This window comes from Pseudoalteromonas luteoviolacea, assembly GCF_001696455.1.
GTDB classification, from domain to species: domain Bacteria; phylum Pseudomonadota; class Gammaproteobacteria; order Enterobacterales; family Alteromonadaceae; genus Pseudoalteromonas; species Pseudoalteromonas luteoviolacea_C.
On record NZ_MAUJ01000001.1, the window covers coordinates 804,131 to 819,023 of the forward strand.

Here is a 14,893-nt window from a genome sequence, read left to right on the forward strand (position 1 = left end):
TGATACACATCACAAATAGCCAACCTTTCTAACCGACTTAATTCCCAAGCAAAACTCTTTGTGTTTCTGTTGGGTACGCTAATTATTGACACGCAAATGCGCGACCTCTATTCTAACGCCCACTGTATTAACTGATTAATACACTAGTTTATTGACAATCACCTCGTAGGGCAGTTGTTGATTTTAAAAAGGAAATAATTAATGAATAAGTACGGCAAACCGCTTATTAAGCTTATAAAATCAAGCTTAATCCCTCTTGCCATCGCATGTTCAGGCTTGACGCACGCACAACAAAACTCAAAGGTACTACAACCTTGCTATGTTGACGGCCTAGAAGATAGATTAATGTGCGGCTCTATCAGTCAGCCCCTTTCAAAAGATAACAGTGAAGAGTCTATAGAGATTCATTTTGCGGTGATCCCAGCAATTAAAGAAACAAACCCGACTGAAGCTGTCTTAGCTTTCGCAGGTGGGCCTGGTCAATCAGCGATAGAAGTCGCCCCAATATTTGCGCGTAACTTGCGCTATGCTAGAGAAAATAGAGACATTATTCTTGTTGACCAAAGAGGAACTGGTAAATCTAATTTACTCCAGTGTGATACTGACAATTTAGAACAACAGTTTGCTCTGGACGATCAAGCTGTGCCGCTATTTAAGTTGGCAAAAGAAGAAACACAAGCTTGTATTAAAAAGCTCAATACGGATTTATCAAATTTTACCACGGTCGCGGCTGCAAGCGATTTTGAGGCTGTAAGGATCGCTTTAGGTTATGAAACCTTGCACCTTTATGGCGCATCCTATGGTACCCGTATTGCTCAAGAATATATGAGACAATATCCAAACTCAGTAGCAACAGCGGTGCTTGATGGGGTGGTGCCAATGCAGCAGAGTTTAGTCGCGATTGGTGATGCTATTGATGATTCTCTGGCTGCTTTGTTTAAACGGTGTGCCGAAGAGCATGTTTGCAACGGGCAGTATCCAAACTTGGAAGATAAATATCAAACGCTGATTAATACGGTAAAAACCTCGCCGATTAAAGTGTCCGTTAGGCACCCTCGTACGTTCGAGTTAATTGATTTAGTGATTACAGAAAGCAAATTGAGAGGTTCTATCCGAATGGCCCTATATGGTCATACTACACGAGCGCTTGTTCCCTTGGTTATCGATGCAGCGCACAAAGGCAACTACAACCCTTTAGTTGGCTTACTGGGGAATGAAAATACGTTTGGTGCAATTGCAATGGGTATGCATAGCGCCATCACCTGTGGCGAAGATTGGCCGAACATGACGGACCAGGATAGAGCAAAATACAAAAAATCTTACTTTGGGCGGCTGATGATTGAAGCTCTCGATGCAAGTTGCCCGTTATGGCAAGTCAAACCAGTTGAGCAATACTTTTATCAGCCGCTGAAAACAGCGATCCCCACTTTATTGTTATCAGGAGGCTTAGATCCGGCCACTCCACCAAGTTGGGCGGAATTAGCAATGGTGAATATGGGCAATGCAAAGCACTTAGTCGCGCCAACGGCAACGCATGGTGTAGCGGCACAAACATGCGCCAACAAACTTATTGGTGAGTTTATCAATTTACGCACCTTTGAAAGCTTAGACTCCGAGTGTTTAGAAAAAGATAATACAAAACAGTACTTCATGAATATTAATGGACCTGTTGCCAGTCAAAGTAATGAGGAGTTGCAATGATAGAAGTGACTGAATTAAGAAAAACTATTGGGACTGTTCAAGCTCTCAACGATCTTAGTTTTCGGGCTGAGAATGGCAAAATTACTGGTTTATTAGGCCCTAATGGCGCGGGTAAAACGACTTGTTTACGTACTGTGTTTGGCTTGCTGCAAGCTGATAGTGGTGAGGCAAAAATTGATGAAGTGAATGTAGCTGAAAAGCCAATGCTAGCTAAACAGCAACTAGGGCTATTTCCAGATCCTTGTGGCTTGTATGAACGCCTTACCCCAAGAGAATATATCCAATTTTTCGCTGAATTAAGTGGCATGAGTAATCAAGCTGCCAAATCTGCGACACAGGATGTACTTGATAAATTACAAATGAATGATATTGCAGATAGAAAATGTCAGGGGTTTTCTCAAGGGCAAAGAATGAAAACAGCGCTAGCACAAGCCATTGTTCATAAACCAACCAATATTATTTTGGACGAGCCAACACGTGGATTAGATGTAATGAGCACTCGAATCCTAAGAGAGCTTTTATTAATGCTAAAAGAACAGGGGCATTGCGTGCTATTTTCAAGCCATGTTATGCAAGAGGTTGCGGCATTATGCGATCACGTTGTTGTCATGGTTAAAGGAAAGGTCGTAGCACAGGGCTCTCCTCAAGAGCTTTGTGTAAAAACTCAAAAAGAAACGCTAGAAGAAGCGTTTATTTCACTTATCGGTTCAGATGAGGGACTTGCTGCATGATGAATCTGATTAAAGTCCTGTATAAAAAGGAAATGATTGATGCGAGTCGTGATAAACGCTCAGTCATGGCTGGCCTTTACTACGCAATCGGTGCACCAATTGTAATGTGTTTATTGTTTACCGTGTTGTTGAAGCAATTGAGTTCTCCCGAGGCTTTAGAGATCACGATTGAAAACGCAGATTATGCCCCGAACCTCGTACGATACTTGGAAGGGAAAGATATCAGCCACGGAGAGTCTGGCAGTGTTAAAGCCATTACTTTGATGATCAGTGAACAGTACCCACAAAACATGTCTCAGGGCAAAAGTGCGACAGTGACTATAATTGCGGATAAATCAGATAACAAACTGATCAAATCTGTACGTAGATTAGAGCGTGCACTTGCTAGATATAACTCAGAAGTTGCTGGTTTACGTCTTATTTCTAGAGGTATTGATCCAAATATTATGCGGGCGGTCAATGTTCAAACGCATGATCAAGCAACCCCTGATTCGAAAGGAGGCATGTTTTTAGGTATCGCGACGCTTTCAATTATTATTGCACTGTTTTACTCGGCGATGAATTTAGCTATTGACACCAGTGCAGGAGAAAGAGAGCGTAACTCACTTGCTCTATTGCTTAGCCATCCATTGAGCAGCACTCAAATCGTGCTGGCCAAAGTCGCTGCAATTGCAAGTTACTCTATGATGGGATTGGTGTTGGTTTTGGTCGTATCAAAGTTTGCCTATGGCATGGTACCTTGGGAGCAGCTTGGATTTAGTATTAATATTGATGTCATGTTTATTCTATTTTGCACCTTGTTAGGGCTGCCCATTGCGCTAATGTCAGCAAGCTTATTGGTATTTGTGTCCTTCATGGCAAAGTCGTTTAAAGAAGCGCAATCCTATGTGGCATTTGTACTCTTTGTTCCGATTGGCTTGAGCATGATGACAACGTATGACATAGGTACTGATTACGTGCAATGGATACCCATTGCCGCGCAGCAATACGCGATGATTGAAGTCATAAAGGGAAATGAGCTGCCTTTGTTACAGGTCTTATTGTCCTCAATTAGTACACTGGGTCTATTTGCTATTTTTGCAGCATTAAGTAGCAGAATGCTCAAAAGTGAAAAGGTGGTATTTGGACTTTAATGTCAGTTGTGTAAGCCAATCAAGTTTTTACTTGGTTGGCTATGTCGCACAGATAACTCGTTGGAATCTAGTAACGGAGACACTAAGCTTTCACCACACAGTTTCTTCCTCTATTTTTAGCGTCATAGAGCGCAACATCAAGTTTGCTATAAATTTTGTCTAAATTACTTAAATGATTTTGGTAGGTCAACGTTGAAAAGCTTGCCGTCACAGTCATCTTTTCTCTTGTTTCAGTTGTAATATCATGAGTGCTGAGGCGCTCACGAAATTGGTTGGCTAATTCAAATATTTCGTCATCGGTGACATTAGGAATAAATACCATAAACTCTTCCCCTCCAAATCTTGCGAATAACGCTGTTTGAGGGAAAAAGTTTCTTACAAGTTCTGCAGTTTGGATAAGTACAAGATCACCTGTGGGGTGGCCATATGCATCATTTACCTGTTTAAAATGGTCTAAATCAAACAACATCAACGCATGTTTTTTGCCTAGAGTGGGGTTGCCAAATCTGGTGACGCGACCTACAAATGCCCCACGATTTAATGCGCCTGTTAAGTTATCATGCTGAGCGCGATATTTGTGTTTGTTGTAGCCCCTTAGGCTCAAAAATAACAGAATTAAAGAGAAAACAATTATAACCGCCTGATAACGCTGCCTTTCCTCTAATCTAGAGATCTGTTGTTGTTGTAAGTTGTTGCTTTTTTCAAGGCGGACATTCTCGAGCTGCTGAGCGGTAACTTCTAACTCTGACTCTAATGCAATCATGGCTTGCATGCTCTTTTGAGCATTCAATTGCTCTTTTTCCATAAGTAGTTTGGTATTGAATTGATAAGCTTGTTCATAGTTACCAAGCTTTGCGGTAAGGTCTGAAAGTAATTCCAAGCTTTGAATCAAGTGGGATTTATCATTTACGCTCAATGCTAAGTCATGGGCAATCATTGCTTGTTCTATAGCAGCATCCACCTTTCCTAAAGTAAGCATGTTTTCAGCTGCATGAATGCGTATGTCAGTAATCAAGTTGATATTGTCAGTAACACTAATAAGCGACAGAGCTTGCTCGATTGCGTTTGTTGCTTTTGTTGTCTGTTTTAGCTTTGTATAAACCTTTGCTTTTTGCACCAGTGTATAAGCTTTACGATACGAGTTATTGAATTCAACGTAGAGTTGATAAGCTTTGTCTAACCAAGTTAATGCATCTTGATGTTGGTTGGCTCGGTTAGCAACTATTCCCAAATTAAGCATGGTTAAAGCAATTTTAAATTGGTTATTCTGTTGCTCTCTTAATTTCAAAGATTTTTTTAAATACTTAGTTGCGTCAGAGAAATTGCCTAAATCTAGGTATGTTAATGCCAAGTTGTTGTAATAGGGGGCTTTATTCGCTTCATGTACTGTGTTTGCAATAGCTTGTTGATACATTTCAATAGCCAAAGCATGATCACCATTAAAATTAGCATTGAGGGCTTTAACATTATGTAAGGAATTGACGCCCCAAAAAAGATCATTCATTAGCTGAACATTGCGTTCCACCTCTTTAATGTGGTGATTGAGCTGTACGTAGTTTGCGAGTGAGATTTTTACATTAATGTAGAAAAGTTCTACAGTCGCAATCACTGCGGGCTCTTCTAACGTGTAGGCCTTCGAGATGGCTTGCTTAAATTCGGCCATTGTTTGCGAATAGATATTCTCGTGTGCGAAGAGCAGTGCAGCAACTATGTGCTGCAGTATTTCGTCGTTGATGTTGTTAGAGTACACAATACTGCTGGTAAGAGATTGACCTTCACGAAGTGATATTGCTGTTCTCGCAAGTGTTGCCCCTACATAGATGCGTTCGGAGCCCGGCGCTAGTCGATTTACATGTGATTGCAAATACTCAAAAGCAAGTCGAGTATCCTCGGCCCTTAATTTATCGTAAGTTTGTTGCCAGCTGTTTTCTGGTTGAGGCGAAGCTAATACGGGTAGGGGAGCTATAAGGAGCAATAAAAAGACAACGAAAATGCGCAAAAAACCAGACCTAAAGAAACTATAATTGCATATATTAACATAATCATTAGGTGATTTTACAGTCAGGAAGTTGTTATGATTTGTAATCGTGATTGGTGTGAAAAAACGCCAGCCAAGCTGGCGTTTTTTATATTAGGGGTTATGCAAGGTCTTCTTGCGTGTCTGTATGGTCTTTTTGGTGATGTTCAGAGATTTCTTTCGCGAGTTCATGTTTAGAGCGCTTTTCCGTAAACTTGCGCGCAGTTAACCAATAAAAGAATAGAGGAACAAAGAACACCGCAAGGAACGTAGCTGCCATCATACCACCCATAACACCTGTACCCACACTATGCCTTGCGCCTGCACCAGCTCCTGAACTCAGAACTAGCGGAACAACACCCAATATAAAGGCTAGGGACGTCATGATGATAGGACGAAAGCGAAGCCTTGCGGCCTCAAGTGCTGCCGTGCTCGCGCTCCAGCCCTGCTGATACTTCATTAGCGCATACTCGACGATAAGAATGGCGTTTTTACTTGCAAGACCAAGTAAAGTGACTAGTCCAATCTGGAAGTAGACATCATTGGTTAATCCCGCTATCCAAATTGATACCAACGCACCAAAAGTACCAAAGGGCAGTGCTAACAAAACAGATATTGGCAATGACCAGCGCTCGTACAGTGCCGCGAGGATTAAAAACACCATGACGACCGCAAGCCCCAATGCTAATCCTGTAGTGCCCGTGCTACGCTTTTCTTGGAATGCGGATGCAGTCCACTCAAAAGTCATATCGGGTGGCAACACTTCTGCTGCGATACGTTCGATTTCTGCAATTGCTTGCCCTGAGCTATAACCTGGCGCTGCATTACCCATCAGCTTAACGGCCGATAAGTTATTATAGCGGTGTAAGCTCTCAGGACCTCGCGCAAACTCTATATCGGTAAACGCTGAGATTGGCACCATGTCACCTTGATTATTCTTCACATAAATTCGGCCAACATCTTGAGGTGTCATCCTAAACTGAGCTTCTGCAGATAAAATCACTTGCCAAGAACGACCAAACTTGTTGAAGTCGTTGACATAGTAGTTACCCAGGTTTGCCGCTAATGCATTGAACGCCGAGTTGATGTTAACGCCCATAGCGCGTGCTTGCTCTCTATCCATATGGACTTCTAGCTGCGGTGCATCTGGACGCCAAAGCGTTTGCAGCCCACCTAGAACAGGGCTTTGTTGCGCTGCATTCATCATCAGCTGCATACCTTGTTTCAACTTCTCAGGATCAGCGCCAGTTTTATTTTGAAGGTAGAACTCAAAGCCACCAGTTGTGCCTAGACCAAATATTGCTGGTGGGTTAAACGCTAACACTAACGCTTCATTAATATGCGCTGTTTTCATGAACAGCTCACCGACCAGTGATTTGGTGTCGACTTCACGCTCATCCCAATGAGTTTGCGTTATAAATAGCGTCGCTGCATTGTTCTTATAACCACCACCCAAAAAGTCGAAGCCTGTAAATGCAACCACGTTTTCATTTGCAGGGTTTGACTGGGCAGCTTCTACAACCTGTTTGGTCACTTCTGTGGTTCTTTCTAAAGAGGTTCCATCAGGTAAAAATACTGCACTAATATAAAACCCTTGATCTTCATCAGGCACGAGTGAACCAGGCGTTTTTTGCCATAGAAAGACTGTAGAGCCTATCATTGCAGACATTAATATGAAGCCCAGTGCACCGCGGCGGATCATGAAGCTAACTGAGCCAACATATTTGCCCGTTACACGAGTAAACCAATCATTAAACCACAAGAAGAAGCGCGCAGTTTGTTTGTCTTCATGTTTTAAGATCAGTACACACAAAGCAGGCGTCATGGTGAGTGCAACGACACCTGATAAGCTTACCGAGATTGAAATCGTAATAGCAAACTGACGGAATAGTTCACCTGTCAACCCGCCTAAAAACGCGATAGGAATAAATACAGAGCAAAGCACCAATACTATGGCAACAACTGGACCACTCACTTCTTCCATCGCTTTGTAGGCAGCTTCTCGAGCACTGACATGCTGTTCATGCATAATACGTTCGACATTTTCGAGCACGACGATTGCATCGTCTACCACAATACCAATAGATAACACCATGCCAAATAGGGTCAATGTATTGATTGAATATCCCAGCATGTAAAGGCCTGCAAAGGTGCCTAACAAAGATACAGGGACGGCCAAAGTTGGGATTAGAGTCGCTCGCCAGTTTTGTAAGAATAGGTACACGACAAGGAACACAAGTACCATTGCTTCGCCCAGTGTGATCAGCACTTCTCTGATAGAAACCTCTACGAAACGCGTTGTATCGTAAGAGTTTAAGTGTGCCAAACCCTGTGGGAACTGTGTTTTTAGTTTAGCGATTTCTGCCTCTACTTCATTGGCGACATCTAGCGCATTAGCGCCTGGCTGAAGAAAAATACCCAACAGAACAGCATCTTTACCATTAATAGTCCCGTTGAAATTATAATCCTTAGAGCCAAGCTCAACGCGTGCGATATCTTTAAGCCTTAACGTAGAACCATCTGAGTTCGCGCGGATTATGATGTTTTCGAATTCTTCTGGTGTAGATAAGCGACCTTGTGCTGTTACGCTGTATACCAGTTCCTGTGGGCTTTCGGAAGTAGGAGTTGCTCCAATACTACCTGCGGCGTATTGTGAGTTTTGCTCGCGAATTGCACTGGTAACTTCTTCGACAGTGACTTTCAATTGGCTCATGATATCTGGACGTAACCAAATGCGCATCGCGTAGTCTCTAGCACCAAATATTTGCACATTAGTAGTACCTGGAATTCGCTTGATATTATCCAAGATGTTCATGGTTACATAGTTAGAAGTCCACAAACTCGAGCGACTGTTGTCCGGAGAGTAAAAGGCGTGCACCTGTAGGAAACTAGACGAGCCTTTTGCCACGACAACACCTTGCCTGCGGGTTTCTTCTGGCAACCTTGCTTCGACCTGTTTGACGCGGTTATTAACGTCTACAGCTGCTTGGTCTACATCTGTGCCAATTTCAAATGTGACAGTAATCGTTGTCGCACCAGAACTACTGCTGATTGACTCCATGTACATCATGCCTTCAACACCGGTTATGGCGTTTTCAATAGGCGCAGCTACAGTCTGCTCTAAGACATCCGCCGAAGCACCAGGGTATACGGCGGTAACCTGTACTTGGGGAGGCGATATTTCTGGGTACTGAGCGACCGGTAGAGTACGCATTGCAGCTAAACCAGCCAGCACAATTACGATTGAAATGACAAACGCAAAAATGGGCCTATCGATAAAATATTTTGAGAACATAGGGCTTATTCTCCTTCAGCCGCTACGTTAACAGGCATACCTGGGAAGAAGATTCGCGCCATACCTTCAACGATAACTGGTTGTTGAGGTTGAAGTCCTGAGCGTATTACCCACATATTTTCACCATTTAGTTGCACCCATTCGCCTACTTGAACTGGTGCTGGAAGTGCTACGGTCATGCCTTTTTCATTTTCTGTTGCAACATAGACAAACTTACCAGTTCCGTTGTCTAAAACTGCACGTTGAGGTACTACAATAGCTTCGTTTCTGACAGCGCCACTTAACTGTACACGAACGAACTGGCCAGGCCTTAACTCTCCATTAGGGTTGGCAATTAGAGCTTGTAGCTCAGAAGTCCCTGTGAAGCGGTTGACTCGTACATCTGAGAAATTAACCTTACCTTGCTTTGCGTATAACGAACCGTCTTGCAAGATGATAGTTGCATCAAACTCATTGTTTTTAGGGAGTGTTAACGTTCCTGATTCCACGTCTTTACGCATGGCAAGCTGTTCTCGCTCAGAAAAGCCAAAACGCGCTCTCATTGTGCTTGTGTCTGTTAACTCAGTGAGTAAAACGGTAGGTCCTGAAACATAGCTGCCTTGGGACTCTCGTTCTCGACCGATAATTCCGGACACTGGCGCTTTTACTTGCGCATAATCTAAATCAAGCTGAGCTTCGTTAAGTGCTACTTTTGCAGACTCTAAATTGGCTAGAGCGATGTCATAAGCCGAAACAGCATTATCAAAATCACGTTTCGATACGGAGCGCTCATCTTTTAGCTTTTCTAGTCTGTTTTTTTCTCTTTTAGCCTGCTCTACATTTGCTTCTGCTGCATGTAAATCAGCTTGCGCTTTTTCTAACTCAAGTTGAAAGGGTTTTAATTCAATTGTGAAAAGGGACTGACCGGCAGTAATATACTGACCTTCGTCAAAGTTTCTTGACTCTATTAAACCAGAGACTCGAGCTCGAATTTCAACCTCTTTGTTGCCTAGTAATGTTGCAGGTAATTCAATATTGAATGGTACGCTTTGTGTGGTCACATGCGTGACGCTGACTTTAGCTGGTTGCATACCAAACCCAGCTTGTTGCTGGGGAGCTTCCGAACAGCCACTGATTATACCTGTTGTAAGCAATGCCAGTGAAAGGTGTTTAAGTTTGCGTTTAAATGATGCTGGATACATGAACACTCCAAATCCTATTTTATATCGTGCTTACTAAACCAAACAACGAAGACGATGGTCCGTTGTTCAGTGTAGCGTACTGCCTTGTATAAACTAGTTCACAGAGCGTGAATTAGCGGGCACTTTGTCATTTGATACCTTCCTCACACCAAAGTAAAGGCTAAATACTCGACAATTATACAAGTAAACGCTAGTGTATACCTGTTGAGGTTAAAGGTAAACGGGGTCGTGTACTTTTATTTTTGTGAATAAACGCAAGTGTTTACTTTTTATTGTCCCTAATATTGGTTAAACTTATGTTAATTGATAAGTGAGAGAGAGATTGATGACACAATTATCCGCCAAAAAGCAGGCGATACTCAGTGCTGCAATCGACCAGTTTGCATTGATGGGATTGCAAGCTACAACCATGGAAGCAATATGCCAAAAAGCAGGAGTATCAAAACGTACACTGTATAAGCACTATCCAAACAAAGAAGACTTATTTGATGCGGTTGTAATTTCCCTTATTGAACGAATCCAACCTTTGTCTGCTATTCAGTTTATTCCAAACTATGATTTTGAAGTTCAACTCAAACATTTGGCAAATAGTGCGGTAGGGTTATTGAGTGATCCTGACTACATTAGGCTGTCTCGAATTGTTATGATTGAATCTATGCGTAGCGAAGAGCAGGCGCAAAGGTTAAATGAAAAGTTCAGTGATTGTGAAAAGTCGATGGTTTTATGGTTTGAGGAAGCTTCATTGGCTGGATGTTTAGGGGAGTGTGACGCAGATTTTGCCGCTGCTTTTTTCTGGGGAGGTCTTAAAAGGCTGACTTTTTGGGAAATGGCGATTCGATGGCAACCGCCGATCGACGAAAAGCAACTTACAGAGTTTATTTCGCAGGCATGTAGACTATTTTGCAATGGTGTTACCCCACGGTAGTAAAAATTGCCTGTTTGGAGGTATCCAAAGCATTGTTTGTTCAATGCCTACTCGTGAGTTTTGTTTATGTACTGCAATGATGGCACTTGTATCATTGGCAGCTTAACCGTGTTTGAAAAGTCTTTTATATTAGCAATGGTAAAAAGTGGTTCTTGATACGGCTTGCAATTATAGTGAGTGGTAAAAGAATTTGTGGAGAAGGGGTGAGCGTGAACAGCTCACCAAAATGTCATCGAAGTGCGTTATTCAGCTTCAACTTCGTCATGACCATAAGTTTTGCGCATGATCAATACATAGGCGTTTGTAAAAGCCTGCTCTTGATACTTTCTTAAACCAGTATCTGCATAATCTACCGGAACAGGGTTACGTTTTAATTGCTCTTTAACTTCTGTTGCATTCAATAGGTGAACTTCTGCACCTTCAATAAGTTGCAACGCAGCTTCCATTTTAAAGCCGGCTGCACTGCCTGCAAACTTGCCTTTATGTGCACGTTGGCGGATTGCAATCGTGTCTATCTGATAGTCTTCGACGAGCTTTGTTAGGTCGAAGTGAAACTTGCGCATAGCCTCTTGATCATGGCCTATGTTCGGTAAAGTAAAGCGTGTTTGTCGAATGTCACGAATATCGAATACGTCGCTTTCTTTTGATAAAAGACAAAGCATTGCTTCGCTGCCTGTGATTTCTACGCCTAATGTTCTCATTATGTTTTCCAATTTGTATCTAATGGCAGCGATCATAGCATAGCTTTTTCATTTAATAGTAATTTCTATTGCAATCGCAGCATGATCTGAATAACGAATGTCCTCTTCATCTCTTTTGGGGTCTAAATGACTGGCATAATTATAGTAAGTTAGCGTTTCAACCTTACTGTCAGGGTGGGTGGGAGAGAATTCTTTAGACGTTAATATATAGTCGAGTACATTACCTTCTCCTTGAAAGTAATGGGTGGGTGGTTTGCTGTCAAATTCGAGTTGATTGTCTGAAACAACAAAGCTTTCATATAACCCAACACTGTCAAACTTAGACGGCTCTATAGTAACAGGAAATTGCTGAGTCATAAAAGACAGGGCAGGGCTAGAAATATGTGCATTAAAGTCGCCCATGACCAGAGTGGCGGCAGCTTTTTCTCGTTGAGTTCTTAAGGCATCGTAGTACACAACAGATGCTTCAAGCGAGCGTGATATTTGTGATTGCATTGCGCCAACAGTTTGATTGAGCAAGGTTAAGAATGGGTCTTCTGGATCTGGTTCCCCTAAGATTTGGGCCATTGAATGAACACGCTGCGATTTAAAGTGAACTGCATACACAATTAATGGGCCAAACCCCTCAATGTCGAACGTACACTTTATTGGGGTACGATTGAACTTAAACTGCCCCAAATTATTTAAGTATTCAAGTAGCTCGTGACTCGGTTCAAGCGGTTTGCATTGTGTGAATGGGAGTTTAGACGCGATGGCTACGACAGGGTTAAACAGCACATTTTCATAGACTGGGTCTTGCGAGGGCGTATCGACAGTTGCAAAGTGTTTTAACCCTAAATCGTCGCATAGTGTTGCCAAAATGTCAGGGTTGAATACTTCTTGAAATACTATTACGGTTGGATCAATGTGCTGAATTAGACCCGTAATAAACTGTGTTTTAGTGACCCACTGCATATCACTGTAGGTTTCTTCAGGTTGGTAAAACGCGTAAGGGGGTGCTGCAAAATTCAGTAAATTAAAAGACGCAAATTTCAGCGATTTTGGTCGCACCATATAATTCCCTCATTTTTTAGTAAATATCGACTATTTAATCTTAGTCTTTTCCTTGCAACTCGTCACGCATCAGGTCACAATACCGTCAGGACTGTAAGACCCCAGTCAAATTTAGCATACCACTGAATAACCAATGCTTATTCGTAAAAGCGTTGATGGGCATACATTACATTAAGATAAATTGAATACATGTGACGCGGCGTAGGTGTCACCACTGTAAATAGGACTAAAAATGCCAGTAATTACTCTTCCTGACGGCAGTCAGCGTATTTTCGAAAACCCAGTTTCCACTTTAGATGTAGCCAAAGATATCGGCCCAGGTCTTGCAAAAGCAACCATCGCCGGACGTGTAAATGGCGAACGCGTTGATGCGTGTGACATCATTGAGCAAGATGCGAGCCTTGAAATCATCACCGCTAAAGATGAAGACGGTCTCGAGATTATTCGTCACTCTTGTGCACACTTAATCGGTCATGCCGTTAAGCAACTTTTCCCTGAAGCTAAAATGGCGATAGGTCCTACTATCGACAATGGCTTTTACTATGACATCGACATGGAGCATTCATTAACTCAAGAAGATCTTGATGCAATTGAAAAGCGCATGTTGCAATTGGCTAAAACCAATTACGATGTAGTGAAAAAGAAAGTTAGTTGGCAAGAAGCGAGAGATACGTTTGAATCTCGCGGCGAAACCTACAAAATGGAAATCCTAGACGAAAACGTTGCTAAGGATGACCGTCCGGGTTTGTATCACCACGAAGAATATATCGATATGTGTCGTGGCCCTCACGTGCCAAACATGAAATTCTGCCAACACTTCAAAATTATGAAAGTGGCAGGAGCTTACTGGCGTGGTAATGCAGAAAACAAAATGCTACAACGTATCTATGGTACGGCGTGGGCAGATAAAAAACAGTTAAAAGCATACCTTAAACGTCTTGAAGAAGCAGAAAAGCGCGACCACCGTAAGATCGGTAAAGCGTTAGACCTATGGCACTGGCAAGAAGAAGCGCCGGGCATGGTATTCTGGCACAATGATGGTTGGAGCATTTACCGCGAATTAGAAGACTTTGTTCGTGAAAAGCTACGCGAGTATGACTACGAAGAAGTAAAAGGTCCATTAATGATGGACAGAGGACTTTGGGAAAAATCTGGCCACTGGGACAAGTACTCAGACGCAATGTTCACAACTGAGTCTGAAAAGCGTGAATATGCGATCAAACCGATGAACTGCCCTGGTCACGTACAAATATTCAACCAAGGCCTTAAGTCTTATCGTGACTTACCGCTGCGCATGGCTGAGTTTGGCTGTTGTCACCGTAATGAGCCTTCTGGTGCACTACACGGCTTAATGCGTGTGCGCGGATTTACACAAGATGATGCGCATGTATTCTGTACTGAAGAGCAGATCATGGACGAAGTGTCATCGTGTATTAAAATGGTGTATGACACGTACGAAACTTTCGGATTTGAAAAGATCGTTGTTAAGCTGTCGACGCGTCCTGAAAAGCGCATCGGTGAAGATGAAATGTGGGACAAGGCAGAAGCAGCCCTTGCTGAAGCATTGCAAACGAACGACATTGAGTTTGACTACCTGCCGGGCGAAGGTGCTTTCTACGGCCCTAAAATTGAATTTACATTGTACGATTGCCTAGAACGAGCTTGGCAATGTGGCACAGTGCAGCTAGACTTTGCTCTACCGGGTCGTTTGGGGGCTACTTACGTTGCTGAAAACAACGAACGTAAGACGCCAGTAATGATCCACCGCGCGATTTTAGGTTCAATTGAGCGTTTCATTGGTATTCTGACAGAAGAATATGCTGGATTCTTCCCAACTTGGTTAGCACCGAAACAAGTTGTGATCATGAATATCACAGACAAACAAGCAGATTATGTCCAAGAAGTTGTACAAAAACTGAATAAACTTGGAATAAGAGCTTGTGCTGACTTGAGAAATGAGAAGATTGGCTTTAAAATCCGCGAGCATACTTTAAAACGTATACCTTATTTGCTTGTTGTTGGTGATAAAGAAGTCGAACAACAAGAGCTAGCAGTAAGAACTCGCAAAGGTGAAGACCTTGGCAAATTCTCTGTAGACGATTTTGTTGCTAAAATCAGCGAAGAAATCAAGAACAGAGTATAATTTAGAACCCGTG

The 14,893-nt window shown here is 42.5% G+C and carries 10 protein-coding genes; 5 read left to right on the forward strand and 5 right to left on the reverse strand.

The window, feature by feature from the left end:
* Window positions 1–201: 201 nt before the first annotated feature.
* Genes A7985_RS03370 through A7985_RS03380 form a run of 3 tightly spaced genes read left to right on the forward strand, consistent with a single transcriptional unit; the run spans window position 202 to window position 3,565 of the window.
* On the forward strand, window positions 202–1,701 hold the full coding sequence (locus A7985_RS03370) for an alpha/beta hydrolase (protein ID WP_065789003.1): 1,500 nt from the start codon (window positions 202–204) through the stop codon (window positions 1,699–1,701).
* Window positions 1,698–2,432, forward strand: a complete 735-nt coding sequence (locus A7985_RS03375; RefSeq protein ID WP_065789004.1) for an ABC transporter ATP-binding protein — start codon at window positions 1,698–1,700, stop codon at window positions 2,430–2,432. Before A7985_RS03370 ends, A7985_RS03375 begins: the two co-directional genes overlap by 4 nt.
* A complete protein-coding gene (locus tag A7985_RS03380; protein ID WP_081310405.1) occupies window positions 2,429–3,565 on the forward strand; it encodes an ABC transporter permease in 1,137 nt (378 codons plus the stop codon). Before A7985_RS03375 ends, A7985_RS03380 begins: the two co-directional genes overlap by 4 nt.
* Before the next feature lie 82 nt (window positions 3,566–3,647).
* On the opposite strand, the gene A7985_RS03385 is transcribed toward A7985_RS03380, so the two are convergent.
* From A7985_RS03385 to A7985_RS03395, 3 genes are all read right to left on the reverse strand, one after another.
* Window positions 3,648–5,564, reverse strand: coding sequence for a tetratricopeptide repeat-containing diguanylate cyclase (locus tag A7985_RS03385; protein ID WP_065789005.1), 1,917 nt, complete (start codon window positions 5,562–5,564; stop codon window positions 3,648–3,650).
* Window positions 5,565–5,703: 139 nt separating this feature from the next.
* Window positions 5,704–8,877 carry an efflux RND transporter permease subunit gene (locus A7985_RS03390; RefSeq protein WP_065789006.1) on the reverse strand — a complete coding sequence of 1,058 codons (3,174 nt, stop codon included), beginning with the start codon at window positions 8,875–8,877 and terminating at the stop codon, window positions 5,704–5,706.
* A 5-nt stretch (window positions 8,878–8,882) separates the two neighbouring features.
* Complete coding sequence (locus A7985_RS03395) at window positions 8,883–10,058, reverse strand: efflux RND transporter periplasmic adaptor subunit (protein ID WP_065789007.1); 1,176 nt, start codon at window positions 10,056–10,058, stop codon at window positions 8,883–8,885.
* A 325-nt stretch (window positions 10,059–10,383) separates the two neighbouring features.
* On the opposite strand from A7985_RS03395, the gene A7985_RS03400 reads away from it, so the two are divergent.
* A complete protein-coding gene (locus A7985_RS03400) occupies window positions 10,384–10,983 on the forward strand; it encodes a TetR/AcrR family transcriptional regulator (RefSeq protein WP_065789008.1) in 600 nt (199 codons plus the stop codon).
* A gap of 242 nt (window positions 10,984–11,225) precedes the next feature.
* Here A7985_RS03400 and A7985_RS03405 read toward each other — a convergent pair whose 3' ends face one another.
* Complete coding sequence (locus A7985_RS03405; RefSeq protein ID WP_065789009.1) at window positions 11,226–11,684, reverse strand: DUF3010 family protein; 459 nt, start codon at window positions 11,682–11,684, stop codon at window positions 11,226–11,228.
* A 48-nt stretch (window positions 11,685–11,732) separates the two neighbouring features.
* Window positions 11,733–12,737: an endonuclease/exonuclease/phosphatase family protein gene (locus A7985_RS03410; RefSeq protein ID WP_065789010.1), complete on the reverse strand. Its 1,005-nt coding sequence runs from the start codon at window positions 12,735–12,737 to the stop codon at window positions 11,733–11,735.
* A gap of 232 nt (window positions 12,738–12,969) precedes the next feature.
* On the opposite strand from A7985_RS03410, the gene thrS reads away from it, so the two are divergent.
* Window positions 12,970–14,880 (forward strand): threonine--tRNA ligase, encoded by a 1,911-nt coding sequence (thrS, locus tag A7985_RS03415; protein ID WP_065789011.1) that lies wholly within the window; start codon window positions 12,970–12,972, stop codon window positions 14,878–14,880.
* Window positions 14,881–14,893 lie beyond the last annotated feature (13 nt).